The sequence below is a fragment of the Streptomyces sp. NPDC048416 genome (assembly GCF_043200435.1).
Classification (GTDB): Bacteria; Actinomycetota; Actinomycetes; order Streptomycetales; family Streptomycetaceae; genus Streptomyces.
Window position 1 is genome coordinate 1 of the sequence record NZ_JBICXU010000030.1, and the last position, 20681, is coordinate 20681.

At 72.1% G+C, this 20681-nt stretch carries 19 protein-coding genes; 17 read left to right on the plus strand and 2 right to left on the minus strand.

Annotated features, from left to right (window positions below):
* Nucleotides 1-363 precede the first annotated feature (363 nt).
* The 3 genes from rplM to glmM all read left to right on the plus strand — a co-directional run bounded on the left by rplM (nucleotide 364) and on the right by glmM (nucleotide 2854).
* Nucleotides 364-807, plus strand: a complete 444-nt coding sequence (rplM, locus tag ACGFW5_RS28560) for a 50S ribosomal protein L13 (protein ID WP_267055824.1) — start codon at nucleotides 364-366, stop codon at nucleotides 805-807.
* Between the two features lie 47 nt (nucleotides 808-854).
* Complete coding sequence (gene rpsI / locus ACGFW5_RS28565) at nucleotides 855-1373, plus strand: 30S ribosomal protein S9 (protein WP_120721887.1); 519 nt, start codon at nucleotides 855-857, stop codon at nucleotides 1371-1373.
* Nucleotides 1374-1495: 122 nt separating this feature from the next.
* Complete coding sequence (gene glmM / locus ACGFW5_RS28570; protein ID WP_393837180.1) at nucleotides 1496-2854, plus strand: phosphoglucosamine mutase; 1359 nt, start codon at nucleotides 1496-1498, stop codon at nucleotides 2852-2854.
* 105 nt (nucleotides 2855-2959) lie between these two features.
* Here glmM and coaA read toward each other — a convergent pair whose 3' ends face one another.
* The gene (coaA, locus tag ACGFW5_RS28575; RefSeq protein ID WP_393837181.1) at nucleotides 2960-3949 is read right to left on the minus strand and encodes a type I pantothenate kinase; all 990 of its coding nucleotides are present in this window, start codon (nucleotides 3947-3949) and stop codon (nucleotides 2960-2962) included.
* Nucleotides 3950-4086: 137 nt separating this feature from the next.
* Here coaA and glmS point away from each other — a divergent pair, with 137 nt between their 5' ends.
* The 8 genes from glmS to ACGFW5_RS28615 all read left to right on the plus strand — a co-directional run bounded on the left by glmS (nucleotide 4087) and on the right by ACGFW5_RS28615 (nucleotide 13660).
* On the plus strand, nucleotides 4087-5934 hold the full coding sequence (gene glmS, locus ACGFW5_RS28580) for a glutamine--fructose-6-phosphate transaminase (isomerizing) (protein ID WP_393837182.1): 1848 nt from the start codon (nucleotides 4087-4089) through the stop codon (nucleotides 5932-5934).
* 24 nt (nucleotides 5935-5958) lie between these two features.
* Nucleotides 5959-6327 carry a holo-ACP synthase gene (locus ACGFW5_RS28585; RefSeq protein WP_393837183.1) on the plus strand — a complete coding sequence of 123 codons (369 nt, stop codon included), beginning with the start codon at nucleotides 5959-5961 and terminating at the stop codon, nucleotides 6325-6327.
* Between the two features lie 748 nt (nucleotides 6328-7075).
* A complete protein-coding gene (locus tag ACGFW5_RS28590) occupies nucleotides 7076-8512 on the plus strand; it encodes an NAD(P)H-hydrate dehydratase (protein ID WP_393837184.1) in 1437 nt (478 codons plus the stop codon).
* A gap of 498 nt (nucleotides 8513-9010) precedes the next feature.
* Nucleotides 9011-10171 (plus strand): L,D-transpeptidase family protein, encoded by a 1161-nt coding sequence (locus ACGFW5_RS28595; protein WP_393837185.1) that lies wholly within the window; start codon nucleotides 9011-9013, stop codon nucleotides 10169-10171.
* A gap of 112 nt (nucleotides 10172-10283) precedes the next feature.
* A complete protein-coding gene (alr, locus tag ACGFW5_RS28600) occupies nucleotides 10284-11483 on the plus strand; it encodes an alanine racemase (protein WP_393837246.1) in 1200 nt (399 codons plus the stop codon).
* Nucleotides 11484-11617: 134 nt separating this feature from the next.
* The gene (locus ACGFW5_RS28605; protein ID WP_393837186.1) at nucleotides 11618-12853 is read left to right on the plus strand and encodes an alpha/beta fold hydrolase; all 1236 of its coding nucleotides are present in this window, start codon (nucleotides 11618-11620) and stop codon (nucleotides 12851-12853) included.
* Complete coding sequence (gene tsaE / locus ACGFW5_RS28610) at nucleotides 12822-13331, plus strand: tRNA (adenosine(37)-N6)-threonylcarbamoyltransferase complex ATPase subunit type 1 TsaE (protein ID WP_393837187.1); 510 nt, start codon at nucleotides 12822-12824, stop codon at nucleotides 13329-13331. Before ACGFW5_RS28605 ends, tsaE begins: the two co-directional genes overlap by 32 nt.
* 152 nt (nucleotides 13332-13483) lie before the next feature.
* Complete coding sequence (locus ACGFW5_RS28615) at nucleotides 13484-13660, plus strand: hypothetical protein (RefSeq protein WP_393837188.1); 177 nt, start codon at nucleotides 13484-13486, stop codon at nucleotides 13658-13660.
* A 167-nt stretch (nucleotides 13661-13827) separates the two neighbouring features.
* Here the strand turns inward: ACGFW5_RS28615 and ACGFW5_RS28620 are convergent, their stop codons facing one another.
* On the minus strand, nucleotides 13828-14373 hold the full coding sequence (locus tag ACGFW5_RS28620; RefSeq protein ID WP_393837247.1) for a hypothetical protein: 546 nt from the start codon (nucleotides 14371-14373) through the stop codon (nucleotides 13828-13830).
* A gap of 145 nt (nucleotides 14374-14518) precedes the next feature.
* On the opposite strand from ACGFW5_RS28620, the gene tsaB reads away from it, so the two are divergent.
* The 6 genes from tsaB (at nucleotide 14519) to helR (ending at nucleotide 20486) form a co-directional block, all read left to right on the plus strand.
* The gene (tsaB, locus tag ACGFW5_RS28625) at nucleotides 14519-15172 is read left to right on the plus strand and encodes a tRNA (adenosine(37)-N6)-threonylcarbamoyltransferase complex dimerization subunit type 1 TsaB (RefSeq protein ID WP_393837189.1); all 654 of its coding nucleotides are present in this window, start codon (nucleotides 14519-14521) and stop codon (nucleotides 15170-15172) included.
* A gap of 20 nt (nucleotides 15173-15192) precedes the next feature.
* A complete protein-coding gene (rimI, locus tag ACGFW5_RS28630; RefSeq protein WP_393837248.1) occupies nucleotides 15193-15675 on the plus strand; it encodes a ribosomal protein S18-alanine N-acetyltransferase in 483 nt (160 codons plus the stop codon).
* Entirely contained in the window at nucleotides 15675-16814 is a 1140-nt protein-coding gene (gene tsaD / locus ACGFW5_RS28635; protein WP_393837190.1) for a tRNA (adenosine(37)-N6)-threonylcarbamoyltransferase complex transferase subunit TsaD, read from the plus strand. Before rimI ends, tsaD begins: the two co-directional genes overlap by 1 nt.
* Nucleotides 16811-17062 (plus strand): hypothetical protein, encoded by a 252-nt coding sequence (locus ACGFW5_RS28640; RefSeq protein WP_393837191.1) that lies wholly within the window; start codon nucleotides 16811-16813, stop codon nucleotides 17060-17062. The genes tsaD and ACGFW5_RS28640 overlap by 4 nt, the downstream gene beginning before the upstream one ends.
* A 106-nt stretch (nucleotides 17063-17168) precedes the next feature.
* Nucleotides 17169-18026: a polysaccharide deacetylase family protein gene (locus ACGFW5_RS28645; RefSeq protein WP_393837192.1), complete on the plus strand. Its 858-nt coding sequence runs from the start codon at nucleotides 17169-17171 to the stop codon at nucleotides 18024-18026.
* Nucleotides 18027-18308: 282 nt separating this feature from the next.
* Nucleotides 18309-20486, plus strand: coding sequence for an RNA polymerase recycling motor ATPase HelR (gene helR / locus ACGFW5_RS28650; protein WP_393837193.1), 2178 nt, complete (start codon nucleotides 18309-18311; stop codon nucleotides 20484-20486).
* Nucleotides 20487-20681 lie beyond the last annotated feature (195 nt).

Here is a 20681-nt window from a genome sequence, read left to right on the forward strand (position 1 = left end):
TAGCTCCGCTATCACGACGTTCCGGCGCCTTGCGATGCACCGCACCAGGCGCCGCACCCTGACCGACCCTGATCCACCAGACACCCCCTAGGCGTTCGCGCAGGTCAGGGAGGGGAGCGGCCGGGTGCGGGCCGGGGGCCGGCGGGCGGTTTTGACCCGCCCGGGGGCGCCCGGGTACCCTTCTGGTTTGTTATGCGTATCGGATAGGTCGTTCTCACGCGACAGATCCCCACGCAGGTTCTCTGGAGCAGTTACCAGTGGCTCGCATACGGGCAGCGTCCCCGGCACTGTGAGTCCCAGCTGCATATCGCTTCAGGGTGCAATGTGTCTGCTCCCCATCCACTAAGAAGCGAAGGCTACGAAGTGCGTACGTACAGCCCCAAGCCCGGCGACATCACTCGCCAGTGGCACGTCATTGATGCCCGGGACGTCGTCCTGGGTCGTCTGGCGACCACCGCAGCGAACCTTCTCCGCGGCAAGCACAAGCCCGTCTATGCGCCCCACATGGACATGGGTGACTTCGTCATCATCATCAACGCCGACAAGGTTCACCTGTCCGGCAACAAGAAGACCCAGAAGATGGCCTACCGCCACTCCGGTTACCCGGGCGGTCTCCGCGCGGTGCGCTACGACGACCTCCTGGCGAACAACCCGGAGAAGGCCGTCGAGAAGGCCATCAAGGGCATGATCCCCAAGAACACCCTGGGCCGTCAGATGCTCTCCAAGCTGAAGGTCTACTCGGGCGACCAGCACCCCCACGCTGCCCAGCAGCCGGTGCCGTTCGAGATCACCCAGGTCGCGCAGTAGTTCCGGCCACCACACCCCCTAAGACAGAAAAGAATCTGAGGAGCATCGTGGCCGAGACCACTGTCGAGACCCCCGTCGAGGGCGAAGAGACCTACGCGGAGGTCACCACCTTCGAGTCCGAGGTCCCCGTCGAGGGCGAGTACACCACCGAGTCGATGGCGTCCCGCTTCGGCGACCCGCAGCCGGCCGCCGGCCTGGGCCGTCGCAAGAACGCCATCGCCCGCGTCCGGATCGTCCCGGGCACCGGCAAGTGGAAGATCAACGGGCGTACGCTCGAAGACTACTTCCCGAACAAGGTTCACCAGCAGGAAGTCAACGAGCCCTTCAAGGTGCTTGAGCTCGACAACCGCTACGACGTCATCGCCCGCATCTCGGGTGGCGGCGTGTCCGGTCAGGCCGGCGCCCTGCGCCTCGGCGTGGCCCGTGCGCTGAACGAGGCCGACGTGGACAACAACCGCGCCGCCCTCAAGAAGGCCGGCTTCCTCTCCCGCGACGACCGTGCGGTCGAGCGCAAGAAGGCCGGTCTCAAGAAGGCCCGTAAGGCCCCGCAGTACAGCAAGCGCTAAATCCGCGCCTGCCACTACGGCTTTCGTTCGCCCCGGCAGCACCTTTCCGTGCTGCCGGGGCGTTCGTCTATCCACCCCCCGCATTCAGCTACCTTGCACATCCAGGTTTTCGGAGGACAGACGTGGGACGACTCTTCGGCACGGACGGCGTGCGCGGTGTCGCCAACTCGGATCTGACGGCTGAGCTCGCGCTCGGTCTGTCGGTCGCGGCGGCGCACGTGCTCGCCGAGGCGGGGACCTTCGAGGGGCATCGGCCGACCGCCGTGGTCGGGCGCGACCCCCGGGCGTCGGGAGAGTTCCTGGAGGCCGCGGTCGTCGCGGGCCTCGCGAGCGCGGGCGTGGACGTCCTGCGGGTCGGTGTGCTGCCCACCCCCGCGGTGGCGTACCTCACCGGCGTGCTCGGCGCCGACCTCGGCGTGATGCTCTCCGCCAGCCACAACGCCATGCCGGACAACGGTGTCAAGTTCTTCGCGCGCGGCGGCCACAAGCTCGCCGACGAGCTGGAGGACCGCATCGAGTCGATCTACGACCAGCACCGCACGGGCGCCCCCTGGGAGCGGCCGACCGGCGCCGGTGTGGGCCGCGTCCGCTCCTACGGCGAGGGCTTCGACCGGTACGTCGCCCACCTCATCGGGGTGCTGCCCAACCGCCTCGACGGCCTGAAGGTCGTCCTGGACGAGGCGCACGGCGCGGCCGCCCGGGTCTCGCCCGAGGCGTTCGCACGGGCCGGCGCCGAGGTCGTCACGATCGGCGCCGAGCCGGACGGCCTCAACATCAACGACGGCTGCGGCTCCACCCACCTCGACCTGCTCAAGGCGGCCGTCGTCGAGCACGGCGCCGACCTCGGCATCGCGCACGACGGTGACGCCGACCGCTGCCTCGCGGTGGACGCCGAGGGCAACGAGGTCGACGGCGACCAGATCCTCGCGGTGCTCGCGCTCGCCATGCGCGAGCAGGGCACGCTGCGCGGCAACACCGTCGTGGGCACCGTGATGTCCAACCTGGGCTTCAAGCTGGCCATGGAGGGCGAGGGCATCCAGCTCGTCCAGACCGGCGTCGGTGACCGCTACGTCCTGGAGTCGATGAAGGAGCACGGGTACGCGCTGGGCGGCGAGCAGTCCGGCCACGTGATCATCCTGGACCACGCCACCACCGGCGACGGCACGCTGACCGGTCTGATGCTGGCCGCCCGCGTCGCCGCGACCGGCCGCACGCTTGCCGACCTCGCCGGGGTCATGACGCGCCTGCCGCAGGTCCTGGTCAACGTGCCCGACGTCGACAAGTCCCGCGTCGCCACCTGCGCCGAGCTGGGTGTCGCGGTCAACGAGGCCGAGCGCGAGCTGGGCGCCACCGGGCGGGTGCTGCTGCGCCCGTCGGGCACCGAGCCGCTGGTCCGCGTGATGGTCGAGGCCGCCGACATCGAGCACGCCCGCTCGGTCGCGGGCCGGCTCGCCGACGTGGTCAAGTCGACGCTGGGCTGAGGCGGTCGACATGAGCGCCGGGCCGCCGCGGGATTCCTGCGGCGGGCCGGCGCTTTCGTGTGACGCCGCGTCAGGAGCGGCGCGGCGTACGGGACTCCGCCGCGATCAGAGCTTGCGCAGCGAGATCTTCTGGATCTTGTGGTCGGGGCCCTTGCGCACGACGAGGGTGGCCCGGCCGCGCGTGGGCGCCACATTCTCCACCAGGTTGGGCCGGTTGATGGTCCGCCAGGTCGTACGGGCGTAGTCCAGGGCCTCCTCCTCGGAGACCTGGGTGTACTTGCGGAAGTACGAGAACGGGTTCTGGAAGGCCGTCTCGCGCAGCTTGCGGAACCGGTTGAGGTACCAGGTCTCGATGTCCTCGGTGCGCGCGTCGACGTACACACTGAAGTCGAAGTAGTCCGCGAGGCCGACCCGGGTGCGGCCGTCCTGGCCGGGCAGCGCGGGCTGGAGGACGTTCAGGCCCTCCACGATGAGGATGTCCGGGCGGCGCACCACCAGCCGCTCGTCCGGCACGATGTCGTAGATCAGGTGCGAGTAGACGGGCGCGGTGACCTCGTCCTTGCCGGCCTTGATGTCCGCGACGAACCGGGTCAGGGCCCGGCGGTCGTACGACTCGGGGAACCCCTTGCGCGACATCAGGCCGCGCCGCTCCAGCTCCGCCATCGGGTACAGGAACCCGTCGGTGGTGACCAGCTCGACCCGCGGGTGCTCGGGCCAGCGGGCCAGCAGCGCCTGGAGCAGTCGGGCCACCGTCGACTTGCCGACCGCCACCGAACCCGCGACCCCTATGACGAACGGGGTGCCGCGCTGGGTGCCGTGCCCGTTGCCCGCGTCGCCCAGGAACGTGTTGAGGGTGCCGCGCAGATTGGCGGTGGCCCCGACGTACAGATTGAGCAGCCGGGACAGCGGCAGATAGATGTCGCGCACCTCGTCGAGGTCGATGACGTCGCCGAGACCCCGCAGCCGCTCCACCTCGTCGGCGGTCAGCGGCAGCGGCGTCTTGTCGCGCAGCGCGCTCCACTCTGCGCGCGTCAGGTCCACGTAGGGAGTCGCCTCCGGCTTGCGGTGGGCGCTCCGTGGCGGCGAAGTGATCACGCCTCCATTGTTGCGGCTGTATGACGTGCGTGGGGGGTGGGGTGGGTCACGTGGCGCAAGCCGGTGAAATCCGGACGAAAGGCCGCCTGCCCCTCGGGTCGGGCGGAAATGGGCGGCGCCGGTCGTAGGCTGCCGCCATGTGCGGAATCGTGGGTTATGTGGGCGGGCAGTCGGCGCTTGACGTCGTGCTCGCGGGGCTCAAGCGGCTCGAATACCGCGGATACGACTCGGCGGGCGTCTCGATTCTCGCGGACGGCGGGCTCGCCGGGGCGAAGAAGGCCGGAAAGCTGATCAACCTGGAGAAGGCGCTCCTGGAGGCGCCGCTGCCCGCCGGAGCGACCGGCATCGGGCACACCCGCTGGGCCACGCACGGCGGCCCGACGGACGCCAACGCGCATCCGCACCTGGACAACGCCGGACGCGTAGCCGTCGTGCACAACGGGATCATCGAGAACTTCGCCGCGCTGCGCGCCGAGCTCGCCGAGCGCGGGCACCAGCTGGACTCCGAGACGGACACCGAGGTCGTCGCGCACCTCCTGGCCGAGTGCCACTCCTCGGCCGGAGACCTGGCCGAGGCCATGCGGCAGGTGTGCCGTCGGCTTGAGGGCGCGTTCACGCTGGTCGCCGTGCACGCCGACGAGCCGGACGTGGTGGTGGGCGCGCGGCGCAACTCGCCGCTCGTGGTGGGCGTCGGCGAGGGAGAGGCCTTCCTCGCGTCCGACGTCGCCGCGTTCATCGCGCACACCCGCTCCGCCATCGAGCTCGGCCAGGACCAGGTGGTGGAGCTGCGCCGGGACTCGGTCGTGGTCACCGACTTCGACGGCGCGCCGGCCGAGACCCGGGCGTACCACGTCGACTGGGACGCCTCGGCCGCCGAGAAGGGCGGCTACGACTACTTCATGCTCAAGGAGATCGCCGAGCAGCCCAAGGCCGTCGCCGACACCCTGCTCGGGCGGATCGACGGCGCGGGCTCGCTGACCCTGGACGAGCTGCGCATCCCGCACGCGGTGCTGCGCGAGATCGACAAGGTCGTCGTCGTGGCCTGCGGAACGGCCTATCACGCGGGCATGATCGCGAAGCTGGCCATCGAGCACTGGACGCGGATCCCCTGCGAGACGGAGCTGGCCAGCGAGTTCCGCTACCGCGACCCCATTCTCGACCAGCGCACCCTGGTCATCGCCATCTCGCAGTCCGGCGAGACCATGGACACCCTGATGGCGCTGCGCCACGCCCGCGAGCAGGGTGCGAAGGTCCTCGCGATCTGCAACACCAACGGCTCGACGATCCCGCGCGAGTCGGACGCGGTCCTCTACACGCACGCGGGCCCCGAGGTGGCCGTCGCCTCCACGAAGGCCTTCCTCACCCAGCTGGTGGCCTGCTACCTCGTCGCGCTGTACCTCGGCCAGGTGCGCGGTACCAAGTGGGGCGACGAGATCGGGGACGTCGTGCACGACCTCGCCGAGATCGCCACCGAGGTCGACCGCGTCCTCGAAACCATGGAGCCCGTACGGGAGTTGGCGCGTTCGCTCGCCGACAAGAACACGGTGCTCTTCCTGGGCCGGCACGTCGGGTACCCCGTCGCACTCGAAGGCGCGCTCAAGCTCAAGGAGCTGGCGTACATGCACGCGGAGGGGTTCGCGGCGGGGGAGCTGAAGCACGGCCCGATCGCCCTGATCGAGCAGGACCTGCCGGTGGTCGTCGTGGTTCCGTCCCCTCGGGGCCGGTCCGTGCTGCACGACAAGATCGTGTCCAACATCCAGGAGATCCGGGCCCGGGGGGCGCGCACGATCGTGATCGCCGAGGAGGGCGACGAGGCGGTCGTCCCGTACGCCGACCACCTCATCCGCATCCCGGCCACGCCCACGCTGCTCCAGCCGCTGGTCGCCACGGTGCCGCTCCAGGTCTTCGCCTGCGAGCTCGCGACGGCACGCGGCAACGAGGTGGACCAGCCGCGCAACCTGGCCAAGTCCGTGACGGTGGAGTGAGCGAATGATTCAGGGAGGGGTCGAGTGATCATCGGGGTCGGCATCGACGTGGCCGAGATCGAACGGTTCGGGGAGTCCATCGCACGGACCCCCGCGATGCTCCAACGGCTGTTCGTGGAGAGCGAGTTGCTGCTGCCGGGCGGAGAGCGCCGCGGCGTCGCATCGCTGGCCGTCCGCTTCGCCGCGAAGGAGGCCCTGGCGAAGGCGCTGGGGGCGCCTGCGGGGCTGCTGTGGACGGACGCGGAGGTGTATGTGGAGGCGAACGGGCAACCGCGGCTTCGCGTCCGCGGGTCGGTGGCCGCGCGGGCGGCGGAGCTGGGGGTTCGGCATTGGCATGTGTCGCTCAGCCATGATGCGGGGGTGGCGTCGGCGGTGGTGATTGCGGAGGGGTGACTTTTGCTTCGGCTTCGGTGAGTTTTCCCCACCCCGCCCCTTCCCGAATCCCTCCGGGGGTTGGGAGGGGGTGGACGCCGTGGCCGGGTTCTCGCGCGGTTCCTCGCGGCCCTGGGGGGGGGTGGGTTTTCGGGTGCGGGCTGTGGGTGGCTGGTCGCGTAGTTCCTCGCGCCCCTTGGAGGGGGGTGGGATTTTGGGTGCGGGCTGTGGGTGGCTGGTCGCGTAGTTCCTCGCGCCCCTTGGTGGGGGGTGGGTTTTCGGGTGCGGGCTGTGGGTGGCTGGTCGCGCAGTTCCTCGCGCCCCTTGGAGGGGGGTGGGATTTCGGGTGCGGGGCGTGGGTGGCTGGTTGCGCAGTTCCCCGCGCCCCTTAAACCCGTTTTCGTCCGTCCGCCGTGGTCGCTTCTCGCGCGGTTCCCCGCGCCCCCGGCAGCTCTGGTGCAGGGGACGTGCTGGGCTGCATGGGCATCCTCAGCCCGTCTGGCTACGCGATGCCGGGCCGCATGGACCACCTCAGCCTGTCCGGCGTTTGAGGACGAGCGCCGTTCAGGCGCGAACGGGGTCTGGGGCGGAGCCCCAGGGGGCAGCTCATTCAATGCGCTGTACGGGCGGGTGGGTGGGAAAACGTCCCCGGGGTCTGGGGCGGAGCCCCAGGGACCCGGACCTTCCGGCATCCGTCACGCGCGGGGGGCGGGGAAGCCCCGGCGGGTTCAGGGCACCGGGCCCGGCCGGGTGCGGGAGAGTGGGCGGCATGCGTACTGCCTATGACGTCACGACCGTCCGCGCCGCCGAGGCCGAGCTCATGGCCCACCTGCCCGAGCACGCTCTCATGCAGCGCGCAGCCGCCGGACTGGCCGCCGCCTGCGCCGACATGCTGGGCCGGGTGTACGGAGCCCGCGTCGTGCTGCTCGTCGGCAGCGGCGACAACGGCGGCGACGCGCTGTACGCCGGGGCCCGCCTGGCCCGCAGGGGCGCCCGGGTCGACGCGGTGCTGCTCAGCCCCGACCGCACCCACCCCGAAGGGCTCGCCGCGTTGCGGCGGGCCGGCGGCCGCGTCGCCGATGACCCCTTCGAGGTGCTGGCCAGCATCGACCTCGTACTCGACGGCATCACCGGCATCGGCGGTCACGGCGGCCTGCGCCCCGAGGCGGTGCCCCTCGCGCGGGCCGCCCGCGGGTCCGGCGCGCTCGTCGTCGCCGTCGACCTGCCCAGCGGCGTCGATGCGGGCACGGGCGAGGTGGCGGGCGAGGCGCTGCGGGCCGACGTGACCGTGACGTTCGGGGCGTACAAGCCGGGGCTGCTCATCGACCCTGCGCGGGAGTACGCCGGTGCGGTGCGGCTGATCCCGATCGGACTCGACCTGCCCTCCGTGCCGGATGTCGAAGCGCTCCAACACGCCGATGTCGCCGACCTGTTGCCCACCCCGTCCGGTGAGAGCGACAAGTACCGGCGGGGTGTCGTGGGGGTGGTGGCGGGCTCGGCCCGTTACCCGGGGGCGGCCGTCCTCGCGGTCGCAGGCGCGCTGCGGGGCGGGGCGGGCGCGGTGCGGTACGTCGGCCCCGGCGGGGACGCCGTGCTCGCGCGCTTCCCCGAGACCCTGGTGTCGGACGGTCCGCCCGCGAAGGCGGGCCGGGTGCAGGCGTGGGTGGTCGGGCCCGGCCTCGGCGAGGATGAGGGCCAGGGAGTGGCCGACGTACTCGCATCGGACGTGCCGGTCCTGGTGGACGCGGACGGGCTGCGCGGGCTCGACCCCCGTACGGTACGGGCCCGCTCGGCGGAGACCCTGCTCACCCCGCACGCGGGCGAGGCGGCCGCGCTGCTCGGTGTGGCGCGCGAGCGGGTCGAGGCCGAACGGCTGGCCTCGGTGCGGGAGCTGGCGGAGCGGTTCGGGGCGACGGTCCTGCTGAAGGGCTCGACCACGCTGGTCGCGTCCGCGGACGGGCCGGTACGGGCCAACGCGACCGGGACGCCCTGGCTGGCCACGGCGGGCAGCGGTGACGTGCTGTCGGGGCTCGCGGGGTCGCTGCTCGCGGCGGGACTGCGGGCGGTCGACGCGGGGTCGGCGGGGGCGTACCTGCACGGGCTTGCCGGGCGGCGAGCGGCCGGGGGTGCGCCGACCACGGCCTACGCGGTGGCCGAAGCCCTCCCCGCCGCCTGGCAGGACATCACCCGACCCGGCCCGTCCTGACCCCCCGGGGCTCCGCCCCAGACCCCGTTCGCGCCTGAAGGGCGCTCGTCCTCAAACGCCGGACAGGCTGAGGTGGTCCCTGCGGCCCGGCGTCGCGTAGCCAGACGGGCTGAGGTGGGCCGCGCTGGGCACCCTGCCAGGGCCAGCCCACCCAGGGGCGCGGGGAACTGCGCGAGGCGCGGGCACGGTCCGCACCCGAAAGCGGGGTTGCCCGGGGCTCCGCCCCAGGCCCGGTTCGCGCCTGAAGGGCGCTCGTCCTCAATCGCCGGACAGGCTGAGGTGGTCCCTGCGGCCCGGCGTCGCGTAGCCAGACGGCTGAGGTGGGCCGGGCTGGGCACCCTGCCAAGGCCGGCCCACCCAGGGGCGCGGGGAACTGCGCAACCAGCCCCAGGCGCACCCGCAGACGAAGGCGGGCGCAGGCCGCGGGCGCGCCACCCCCGGGTGACATGTGCCGCGCGGCTTCCGCGACACGCCGGAGGCGGGGGGTTCGCTGAGGGAATGACTCAAGGACATTCACGTAGCAATCGCTACAAATGGGGCACCTGCGGCCTCGCCCTCGCCGCCGCCCTCGCCCTCACCGCGGCCGCCCCCGCCCCCGCCCCCGGCGACCCCCCACCCCCGTCCAGCCTCAGACCCGTCACCCCCGGCACCATCACGCCTGGCACCGCCATCCCCGCTACCCCTGGCACCACCACCCCCGGCACCACCACCCCCGGCACCACCACCCCTGGCACCACCACCCCCGGCACCGCCACCCCCGGCACCGCCGCCCCCGGCGTCGCGGCGCCGGGCGACCCCGCCCCCGGCGACCCCGCCCCCGGCGACCCCGCACCCCCCGCCCCCGGCACCGACATCGGCGCCGGTGACTCCGCCTCCCAGGCGAGTGAAGCCCTCGTACCCGGGGTCGACATGGACGCGCAGGCCGGGCCGCTCGACACGCCCGACCAGGTGCTGCCGCCGCTCGTCTACCAGCCCGGCGCCGACGAGGACCGGGCCGAGCCCGCCGAGGCGCCGGCCGACGCCTACCGGCTCATCGAGTACGTACCGCGCAGCGAGCTCGGGGCCAAGCCCGGCAGCTGCACCACCAAGACCGGCCCCCACCAGCGCCAGGTCGAGCAGTGGCTGCGGCTCAAGGTGGACGGGCGGCAGTCGGCCGCGGACTGCGCCGCGATCCGCAAGTTCCAGCAGGCGCAGGGGATTTCGCCGACCATCGGGTTCGCTGGGCCGGTCACCTGGTCGCGGATGCAGTTCCTGTCCGCGCGCAAGAACCCCAACGCCGCGCACAAGTGCCCCGTGCGGAAGGGGCGGGTGGCCTGCGTCGACCTCAATCGGCAGTTGATGTGGGTGCAGACCGGAAAAAAGGTGACGTACGGGCCCGTACCGATCCGCAGCGGGCGGGCCTCGCTCCCCACCCGGGCCGGCTGGCACAAGGTCTACTGGCGGCACAAGAACCACTGGTCGACGATCTACCACCAGTCCATGCCGTACGCCCAGTTCTTCGACGGCGGCCAGGCCTTCCACGCGATCTACCACAGCGTCTACACCACCGTCGGCAGCCAGGGCTGTGTCAACCTCACCCTCGCCGACGCGCGCAGCCTCTGGAACGCCCTGCGCACCGGTGACGCCGTCTATGTGTGGGGGCACCGCGAGGGCACCTGAGCCGGCATCCGAACGGCACCTGAGCCGGCATCCGAACGGCACCTGAGTGGATGTGTCCCGCGGCACAATCCCGGTCCTCGTACGCTCTGAGAGACTTGGCGCGATGACCGCGATGACTCAGTACCCCGCCGAGCGCGCCCGCGCCGAGATCGACCTGGGCGCGCTGCGTGCCAACGTCCGGACGCTGCGCGCCTGTTCACCGGGCGCGCAGCTCATGGCCGTGGTGAAGGCGGACGCCTACGGGCACGGCGCCCTGCCGTGCGCACGGGCCGCGCAGGAGGCAGGCGCCGCCTGGATCGGCACCGCCACCCCCGACGAAGCGCTCGCCCTGCGCGCGGCCGGCGTCCAGGGCCGGATGATGTGCTGGCTGTGGACGCCCGGCGGCCCCTGGCGCGAGGCCGTCGAAGCCGACATCGACGTCTCGGTGAGCGGGATGTGGGCGCTGCGCGAGGTCACCGAAGCGGCCCGCGCCGCCGGACGCACGGCCAGGGTCCAGCTCAAGGCCGACACCGGCCTCGGCCGCAACGGCTGCCAGCCCGCCGACTGGCCGGAACTGGTGCACGCGGCCCTCGCCGCACCCGAGGTGGAGGTCACCGGCCTCTGGTCGCACTTCGCGTGCGCCGACGAACCCGGCCACCCCTCGATCGCGGCCCAGCTCTCGGTGTTCCAGGAGATGACGGCGTACGCGGAGAAGGCGGGCGTCACCCCCGAGGTGCGCCACATCGCCAACTCCCCGGCCACCCTCACCCTCCCCGAGTCCCACTTCGACCTGGTGCGCACCGGCATCGCCCTGTACGGCGTCTCGCCGGCGCCCGAGCTCGGCACATCGCGGGAGCTCGGCCTGCGGCCGGTCATGACGCTCTCGGCGTCGGTCGCGCTGTCCAAGCACGTTCCGGCGGGTCACGGCGTCAGTTACGGGCATCAGTACGTCACCAGGAGCGAGACCACCCTCGGTCTCCTCCCGCTCGGGTACGCCGACGGCATTCCGCGGCACGCCTCGGGGCGCGGCCCGGTTCTGGTGGGCGGGAAAGTGCGTACCGCGGCGGGCCGCATTGCCATGGACCAGTTCGTGGTCGACCTTGAAGGGGACACGGTCGAGCCGGGCGCACAGGCGATCCTGTTCGGCCCGGGCGACCGGGGGGAGCCGACGGCCGAGGACTGGGCCCGGGCGGCGGACACCATCGCGTACGAGATCGTGACGCGCATCGGTGCACGTGTCCCGCGCGTCTATGTGAACGAGGGTGCCGACAGTGACGCGCACGACCAGCGTGCCGACGGTCGCGTGCACGGCGAGCGTTCCGGCGGCGTGTGAGCGCGGCGACGGGCAGGACGAAGAGCGGAACCAAGCGCAGGACGAAGAGCGGAACCAAGCGCAGGACGAAGCGCGAGACGAAGCGCAGGACGAAGAGCACAAGCGGCGACGAATAAAAGGGGCGGAGCGGCACGGTGAGCGAGACCAGCACAGGGGACGCCGTCGTATCCGCGGTCCAGGACGCCCAGACGGCGGTGGGCACCTGGCGCCTGGCCGGGATCGCGGGCGCCGCGATAGGCGTGGTCGCAGCGGGAGCCGCGGCGGGCGTGGCCATGGAACGGCTCACCGTGGGGCGCGGGATGCGCAGGAAGGCGCGGCTCGCACTCGACGCGTCCGGGCCGTACGGGGCGCTGCGCGGCACGCCGGGCAAGGCGGTCGCCGACGACGGCACCGTCCTCTACTACGAGAGCGACGAGGTCGAGCCGGAGGCGGGCACCCACGACCGGCGCACGCGTCGGCTGTTCGGGCGCAAGGTCCCGGCCCCCGTCACCGTGGTGTTCTCGCACGGGTACTGCCTCAGTCAGGACTCCTGGCACTTCCAGCGGGCGGCGCTGCGCGGCGTGCTGCGCACGGTGCACTGGGACCAGCGCAGTCACGGCCGCTCGGACCGCGGCAAGGCCCAGCGCGACGGCGTCCCGGTCGACATCGACCAGCTCGGCCGTGACCTGAAGGCCGTCATCGACGCGGCCGCGCCCGAGGGCCCGCTCGTCCTGGTCGGCCACTCCATGGGCGGCATGACGATCATGGCCCTGGCCGAGCAGTACCCGGAGCTCATCCGCGACCGCGTGGTCGGCGTCGCCTTCGTCGGCACCTCATCGGGCAAGCTCGGCGAGGTCAACTACGGGCTCCCGGTGGCGGGCGTCAACGCGGTGCGCCGGGTGCTGCCGGGGGTGCTCAGGGCGCTGGGCTCGCAGGCCGAGCTGGTGGAGCGGGGACGGCGGGCGACGGCCGATCTGTTCGCGGGCATGATCAAGCGCTACTCGTTCTCCTCCAAGGACGTCGACCCCGCGGTCGCCCGGTTCGCCGAGCGGATGATCGAGGGCACCCCGATCGACGTCGTCGCGGAGTTCTACCCGGCCTTCTCCGAGCACGACAAGACGGCAGCCCTGGCGATCTTCGCGGAGGTGCCGGTGCTCGTCCTGGCGGGCGACCGCGACCTGGTCACGCCCAGCTCGCACAGCGAGGGGATCGCCGATCTGCTGCCCGACGCCGAGCTGGTCATCGTGCCGGACGGCGGGCACCTGGTGATGCTGGAGCACCCCGAGACGGTCACCGACCGGCTCGCCGACCTGCTGGCCCGGGTCGGCGCGGTGCCGCAGGCCGCTAACGTTGGGACGTATGGAAGCACCGCACAGCAGCCCGGCGGCTGACGCCGGCACCCGCCTGACCCTCAACTCCCCTTCCGAAATGCAGGAGTTGGGGCGCCGCATCGCCAAACTGCTCCGTCCCGGCGACCTCGTGATGCTCACCGGGGAGCTCGGCGCGGGCAAGACGACGCTGACCCGCGGCCTCGGCGAGGGTCTTGGCGTACGGGGCGCCGTGACGTCGCCCACCTTCGTCATCGCCCGGGTCCACCCCTCGCTGGTGGGCGGCCCCGCCCTGGTGCATGTGGACGCGTACCGGCTGGGCGGCGGGCTCGACGAGATGGAGGACCTCGATCTCGACGTGTCGTTGCCCGAGTCCGTGGTCGTCGTCGAGTGGGGCGAGGGCAAGGTCGAGGACCTGTCCGACGACCGGCTCCAGGTGCTCATCGACCGCGCCGTGGGCGAGAGCGACGACGACCGCAGGACGGTCACCGTCACCGGAATCGGGCCCCGCTGGGCCGGCGCCGGGGTCGACGGCCTCTGAGTCGGCGGCCGGGCGCCGCGCGCGGGCACCGTACATTCCGACAAGACGTCGGCAAAATGTTGCGCCGTTCCCACCGGGCGTGGTCACATGGAGGAAGAGACCTGGTTAGGTCTACCTAACCGCGCCTTCTTCCGCAGCCTCAGGAGGCCGCCATGACCGTGCCGGAACGCGAAGCGAAGCCGCAGGCCCCGCGGGGCGTCCCGGCGCCGTCCGGAGTGTCGATACACGATCTGCTCGCCTCGTGCGCCGCGGCGAGCGCCGTGTCGACGCCGCCGCGCGAGAGCGCCCCAGCCACCGGCGAGGGTGACGCCCGCAAGGACGCCGCGTAGTCCTATCGAGTGGTGGCGGGGCCCCGGCGGACGCGCGAAGGCCCCGTGCCGGGGGAGCCGGTCACGGGGCCGGTGCCCGTCCCGGAGACAGCGGGTTCCCGAAGGACAGCGGGTTCCCGAAGGGCAGCGCGTTGCGGAAGGGCAGCGCGTTGCGGAAGGGCAGCGCGTTACGGGACGACGACGACCTTCGAGTTGTGCGTGGCGAACGCCCACATCGCGTCGCCGTCCGCCCGCTTCATGCGGATGCCGCCGGTCTTCTTCGCCGTCTTGGGGCTCGACATCGAGTCGTCCACCGCCGCGCTGAAGCCGACCACCGCGTTCTTGCTGGTGGTGAACACCACGACGTGCTCGATGGCCACCCCGTCCGAGCCCGTGGTGTGCCCGGTGCGCGAGGTCACGATGTACGTGCCCGGCTTCGGGCTGATCGCGGACGGCATGACGGTGAAGGTCTTCGGCGTCTTGGCCACGCCGACCAGCCACACCCGCTTCGCGCCGAGCGAGTACACGACCCGCACTCCGGTGCCCGATTCGGCGGGGACCGACAGGTCGGGCTTGACGGCGGGGGAGCCGGCGGGCGGCAGGTTCGACGGCTTCGCGGACGCCGAAGGCCTGGCGCTGGGCGCCGCGAGGTCGGCGGCGGGGGGCGCGCTCGCCGAGGCCTGATAGGCGAGGAAGCCGACCACCGCGAGAGCGGCCGCGGTGAGCCCGGCCACGAATCCCGTGCTGCTCCTTGCCACCTGGGCTTCCCCTTTCGTACGTACATGCTTGCTTACGGTCATACCTGCGGCTGACGGTAGCAGCAGGTGACGGCTGGGCCGGGACGCCGTGCCCCCGCCGGGTTGGCCGTAGGCTGTTCGCGTGCTCTTGCTCGCCGTTGATACCGCCACCCCCGCCGTCACCGTCGCCCTGCACGACGGCACCGCCGTCGTCGCCGAAGCCCGTCAGGTCGACGCGCGCCGGCACGGGGAGCTGCTGCTGCCCGCCGTCGACCGGGTGCTCGCCGAGGCCGGCCTGAAACTCGACGCCGTGACGGACCTGGTCGTGGGCGTGGGCCCGGGCCCGTACACCGGGCTGCGCGTCGGCCTGGTCACCGCCGCGACCTTCGGTTCGGTGCTCGGCGTTCCCGTCCACGGCCTGTGCACCCTGGACGGACTCGCCTACGCCTCCGGCATCGAGGAGCCGTTCGTGGTCGCCACGGACGCCCGCCGCAAGGAGGTCTACTGGGCCCGCTACGACACCTTCCGTACGCGCGCGGGGGAGCCCTCCGTCGACCGGCCCGGCGACATCGCCGAGCAGCTGAGCGGGCTGCCGGTCGTCGGCGCGGGCGCCGTCCTGTATCCGGAGGCCTTCCCCGACGCGCGCGGTCCCGAGCACCAGTCGGCGGGCGCGCTCGCCTCGCTCGCCGCCGAAAAGCTCGCCGAGGGCTCGGAGTTCCTGCCGCCGACGCCGCTGTACCTGCGCCGTCCGGACGCGCAGGTGCCCAAGAACTACAAGGTGGTCACCCCGAAGTGACCGGGGTCGTGCTGCGCGAGATGCGCTGGTGGGACATCGCGCCCGTGCTCGACCTCGAACACGAGCTGTTCCCCGAGGACGCCTGGTCCAAGGGGATGTTCTGGTCCGAGCTCGCCCATGCGCGCGGGCCGGGCGCCACCCGCCGTTATGTGGTGGCCGAATCCGTCGAGGACGGCAGGAGCCGGCTCGTCGGCTACGCCGGGCTCGCCGCGGCCGGTGACCTCGCCGACGTCCAGACCATCGCCGCCGCCCGCGACCAGTGGGGCACCGGGCTCGGCGCCCGCCTCCTGACCGATCTCCTCAAGCACGCCACCGCCTTCGAGTGCGACGAGGTCCTGCTCGAAGTGCGCGTCGACAACACCCGGGCCCAGAAGCTCTACGAGCGCTTCGGCTTCGAGCCCATCGGCTTCCGGCGCGGCTACTACCAGCCCGGCAACGTCGACGCGCTCGTGATGCGACTGACCGTCCAGGAATACGTCCAAGGAACAGAAGAGACTGACTGATGGCTGACGAACCGCTCGTACTGGGCATCGAGACCTCCTGCGACGAGACCGGCGTCGGCATCGTGCGCGGGACGACGCTGCTCGCCGATGCCGTGGCCTCCAGCGTGGACACGCACGCCCGGTTCGGCGGCGTCGTTCCCGAGATCGCCTCCCGGGCCCACCTCGAAGCGATGGTGCCGACCATCGAGCGGGCCCTGAAGACCGCCGGGATCTCCGCGCGCGACCTCGACGGCATCGCGGTCACCGCGGGCCCCGGCCTCGCGGGCGCGCTGCTCGTCGGCGTCTCGGCCGCGAAGGCGTACGCGTACGCCCTGAACAAGCCGCTGTACGGGGTCAACCACCTCGCCTCGCACATCTGCGTCGACCAGCTGGAGCACGGGCCGCTGCCCGAGCCGACGATGGCGCTGCTCGTCTCCGGCGGCCACTCCTCGCTGCTGCTCGCCCCCGACATCACCGCCGACGTGCGTCCGCTCGGCGCGACCATCGACGACGCGGCGGGCGAGGCCTTCGACAAGATCGCCCGGGTGCTCGACCTCGGCTTCCCCGGCGGCCCGGTCATCGACCGGCTCGCACGCGAGGGTGACCCGAAGGCGATCGCGTTCCCGCGCGGCCTGACCGGCTCGCGCGACCCGCTGTACGACTTCTCCTTCTCCGGCCTGAAGACCGCGGTGGCCCGCTGGATCGAGGCCAAGCGCGCCGCGGGCGAGGAGGTCCCGGTGCGCGATGTGGCCGCGTCCTTCCAGGAGGCCGTGGTGGACGTGCTGACCCGCAAGGCCGTACGGGCCTGCAAGGACGAGGGCGTCGACCACCTGATGATCGGCGGTGGCGTGGCCGCCAACTCCCGGCTGCGGGCGCTCGCCCAGGAGCGCTGCGAACGGGCCGGCATCCGGCTGCGGGTGCCGCGTCCCGGGCTGTGCACGGACAACGGGGCGATGGTCGCGGCGCTCGGCGCCGAGATGGTGGCCAGAAACCGGCCCGCCTCCGACCTGGAACTGTCGGCGGACTCCTCGCTCCCGGTGACCGAGCCGCACGTGCCGGGCGAGGCACACGGGGACGGGGACGGGCACGGGCAGGGCCACGCGCATTCCCACGACCACGACCATGTGCACGAGGTCAGCAAGAAGAACCTGTACTCATGACCGTCGCCCTGATGTGGGAGGCCCGGGCCGTCGAGGGCCGGGGCGCCGAACTCCTCGCCTGGGTCCGGGAGCAGCCCGCCACCGGTTCGCCGTCACGCCGCGAGATCCTGCGCGCGCCCGGCGACCGGGTCCTCGTCATCACCTGGTGGGAGGCGGCGTACGACGCCGAACTGCCCGAACTGCCGGAGCCCGATGGCGCGTTGGTGGCGCGGCCGGTGCACCGCTGGCGCTTCGAGTCGGCCGGCTGACCCGAGACCCGGGCGGCGCGCCTGTCGCTGTCCGATCATGTGAGGCAACCCCCTGACCGTTTCCGTCATCAACCTGTGCGTAAGTCGATGACGGAAACGGTCAGTGATGGGGCGGGGTTGTCTCGTGCGCAAGAAGGCTGTCGGTGCGGCTCTCTTCGGTCTTCTGATGGTCGCGGGCTGCTCGTCGGGCGGGGGAGGCGGCAGCACCCCGTCCGCGTCCGCACCGTCCGGCAAGGCGGGCGGCGCGCCGTCGACGGCGTCCCCGGGCGGTGACACGGCCGCCGTCGAGGCCGCGTACCGCAAGTGGAAGCTCAAGCCGTTCGCCGCGCCGCCCGCGCCGCCGGCCGAGAAGCCGGTGAAGGCGAAGCCGGGCGAGGTGCCGGTGGTGAGCGACATACCCACCCAGGAGAAAATCGTCTTCGTGACGTTCGACGACGGGGCCGAGAAGGACCCCAAGTTCGTCGAGATGATGCGGGACTTGAAGATCCCCTTCACCATGTTCCTGACCGACGACATCATCCGCGGCGACTACGGCTACTTCAAACCGTTGCAGGAGCTCGGCAATTCCATAGAGAACCACACGCTCTCGCACCCCAATCTGCGCACTCTCGGCGAGGCCGCGCAGAAGAACGAGATATGCACCCAGGAGAAGAAGCTGGGCAAGGAGTACGGCAAGGCGCCCGGGCTCTTCCGGCCCCCGTACGGCAACTGGAACGAGAACACGCGCGCGGCCGCCAAGACCTGCGACATCCGCGCGATGGTGCTGTGGCGCGAGTCGATGCAGATCACCAACATGCAGTACCAGCGCGGCGACAAGAAGCTGCACCCCGGCGACATCATCCTGGCGCACTTCCGCGGCCCCAAGGAACTCAAGGGCACGTCCATGACCGAGATGACCGCCAACATGCTCCGCCACATACAGGAACAGGGCTTCACGGTGGCCCGCCTGGAGGACTACGTCTAGAAACGCCGCACGTCCGCCGGTCCGGCGAACACCCACGCCGAGGCGGAAGACGCCTGTGCCGGTCCGGCGAACACCCGCGCAGAGGCGGAAGACGCCTGTGCCGGACCGGGAAACACCCACGCCGAGGCGGAAAAAAGAGAAGGCAAGGAGTACGCACTCTCCTCGCCACTATCAAGATATAGCGCACTGGGGGGCTTGCGGCAAGGCCCCCGTCGTACCGCAGAATCACTCGCCTCGGGCCAGTACCTGCGGAAATGGGAGATTCACGAAGTGCGTGTGCCGTTGTCGAATTCCGAAACCAGTGCTGCCGTCGCGTTCGATCTTCCCGTCCACCTCGCCGCCAAGGCGGATCCGGCGCTGATCGCCGACGACGAGCGGCACTTCGCCGCCATCGCGCGGACCCTCGACGAGACCGTCACCGAACTCTCCGACCGTCTCGACGCGCTGCGCCGAGCACCCGGCGGCATCGGCCGCGCGGCGATGGACCGGGATGTGGAGGTCCACCGCCTGACCGGCCGCCTGCGCACCCTGCGCCGCTTCGGCCTCGATCTGTGTCTGGGCCGCATGGTCGGCGCCGACGGCTCCGCACCGCTGTACGTCGGCCGGCTCGGCCTCACCGACAGCGAGGGCCGCCGCCTGCTGATCGACTGGCGTTCCCCGGCCGCCGAGCCGTTCTTCGCGGCGACCCACGCCGGCCCGATGGGCCTGGCGAGCCGCCGCAGGTACCGCTGGACCCGCGGCCGGATCAGCGACTACTGGGACGAGGTGTTCAGCGCCGACGGGCTCGAAGGGCACGCGGCCCTCGACGACCAGTCCGCGTTCATCGCGAGCCTGGGCACCAATCGCTCGGCCCGGATGCGCGACGTGCTCTCCACCATCCAGGCCGACCAGGACGCCATCATCCGGGCGGGATCACGCGGCGCGCTCGTCGTCGACGGCGGCCCCGGCACCGGCAAGACCGTCGTCGCCCTGCACCGCTCCGCCTACCTGCTCTACTCCGACCCGCGCCTGGGCCACCGCCGGGGAGGCGTCCTGTTCGTCGGGCCGCACCGGCCCTACCTCGACTACGTCGCCGACATCCTGCCCAGCCTCGGCGAGGAGGGCGTGCAGACGTGCATCCTGCGGGACCTTGTCGCCGAAGGCGCGACGGCCACGGCAGAGAGGGACCCCGAGGTGGCCCGCCTCAAGTCGTCCGCCGCCATGGTCGACGCGATCGAGAAGGCCGTCGCGTTCTACGAGGAACCTCCCACCGACCCGATGGCCGTCACGACCCCCTGGTCCGAGGTCCTGCTGAGCGCCGACGACTGGGCCGAGGCCTTTCGCGCACCGGGCCCCGGCGCCCCGCACAACGAGGGCCGCGAACAGGTCTGGGAGGCCCTGGTCACGATCCTGCTCGACCGGCACGAGGGCGACGACGTCACGCCCGAGGAGTTCGGCCGGGCGCTGCGCCGGAACCGGGAGCTGGTCGACGCGCTCAACGGCTCCTGGCCGCTCCTGGAGGCCGCCGACGTCGTGGGCGACCTCTGGTCGGTGCCCGCTTACCTGCGGCTGTGCGCGCCCTGGCTCGGCCCCGACGACGTACGCGCCCTGCGGCGCGCGGACGCGCAGGCCTGGACGGTGTCCGACCTGCCGCTCCTGGACGCGGCCCGCCGACGGCTCGGCGACCCGGAGGCGGAACGGCGCAGGCACCGGCACGACGCCGTGGTCGCCGCCGAGCGCGCCCGGATGGCCGGTGTCATCGACGAGATCGTCACGGCCGCCGACTTCGACGCGGCCGGCGACGACTCCGAGGGCGCGGTCCGGATGCTGCGCGGTAAGGACCTCCAGGACACCCTGATCGACGAGAGCGCCCTGCCGACCGCGGAGCCGGACCCGCTCGCCGGGCCGTTCGCGCACATCGTCGTGGACGAAGCCCAGGAACTCACCGACGCGCAATGGCAGATGCTGCTGTCGCGCTGCCCCTCCCGGAGCTTCACCGTCGTCGGGGACCGTGCCCAGGCCAGGCACGGGTTCACCGAGTCGTGGCGGGAACGCCTCGCGCGGGTCGGGCTCGACCGGGCCGAGGTGGCGTCCCTCAGCATCAACTACCGCACACCGCAGGAGGTCATGACCGAGGCGGAACCGGTCATCCGGGCCGTGCTGCCCGACGCCAACGTGCCGGCCTCCGTGCGCGGCAGCGGTGTGCCCGTCGGCCACGGCGCCGTCGCGGACCTGGACCGGGTCCTGGAGAACTGGCTCGCCGGGCACGCCGACGGGATCGCCTGCGTCATCGGCCATCCCGGTTTCCGGGCCACGCCCCGCGTCCGCTCGCTGACGCCGGAACTGTCCAAGGGCCTCGAATTCGACCTGGTCGTCCTCGTGGAGCCGGAGCGGTTCGGCACGGGTATCGAGGGGGCGGTGGACCGCTATGTCGCGATGACGCGGGCGACCCAGCAGCTCGTCGTCCTCACCGGCGAGTGAGCCTTCACCGGCGAATGGCCGGAAGGCCGGGGGGTGCGGGGGTGCGGGGGTGCGGGGGTGCCGGGCCCGGGAAATGTTGCCGCCCACCGGCCGCGGTGATCTGCTGGTACGGCCGGTCCGTGCAAGAGGCGGCGCCCCCGGCCGGCGCTTTCCCGGCCGTCGTTCCCGGCCGCTGGCTCCGCGGCGGGCGCTTCC

Excerpts from the sequence above, each read along its gene's own strand:
- glmS (WP_393837182.1), top strand. The coding sequence starts at position 4,087 with ATGTGCGGAATCGTGGGTTATGTGGGCGGGCAGTCGGCGCTTGACGTC.
- ACGFW5_RS28590 (WP_393837184.1), top strand. The coding sequence starts at position 7,076 with ATGCGTACTGCCTATGACGTCACGACCGTCCGCGCCGCCGAGGCCGAG.
- ACGFW5_RS28595 (WP_393837185.1), top strand. The coding sequence starts at position 9,011 with ATGACTCAAGGACATTCACGTAGCAATCGCTACAAATGGGGCACCTGC.
- alr (WP_393837246.1), top strand. The coding sequence starts at position 10,284 with ATGACTCAGTACCCCGCCGAGCGCGCCCGCGCCGAGATCGACCTGGGC.
- tsaE (WP_393837187.1), top strand. The coding sequence starts at position 12,822 with ATGGAAGCACCGCACAGCAGCCCGGCGGCTGACGCCGGCACCCGCCTG.
- ACGFW5_RS28615 (WP_393837188.1), top strand. The coding sequence starts at position 13,484 with ATGACCGTGCCGGAACGCGAAGCGAAGCCGCAGGCCCCGCGGGGCGTC.
- rimI (WP_393837248.1), top strand. The coding sequence starts at position 15,193 with ATGCGCTGGTGGGACATCGCGCCCGTGCTCGACCTCGAACACGAGCTG.
- tsaD (WP_393837190.1), top strand. The coding sequence starts at position 15,675 with ATGGCTGACGAACCGCTCGTACTGGGCATCGAGACCTCCTGCGACGAG.
- ACGFW5_RS28640 (WP_393837191.1), top strand. The coding sequence starts at position 16,811 with ATGACCGTCGCCCTGATGTGGGAGGCCCGGGCCGTCGAGGGCCGGGGC.
- ACGFW5_RS28645 (WP_393837192.1), top strand. The coding sequence starts at position 17,169 with ATGGGGCGGGGTTGTCTCGTGCGCAAGAAGGCTGTCGGTGCGGCTCTC.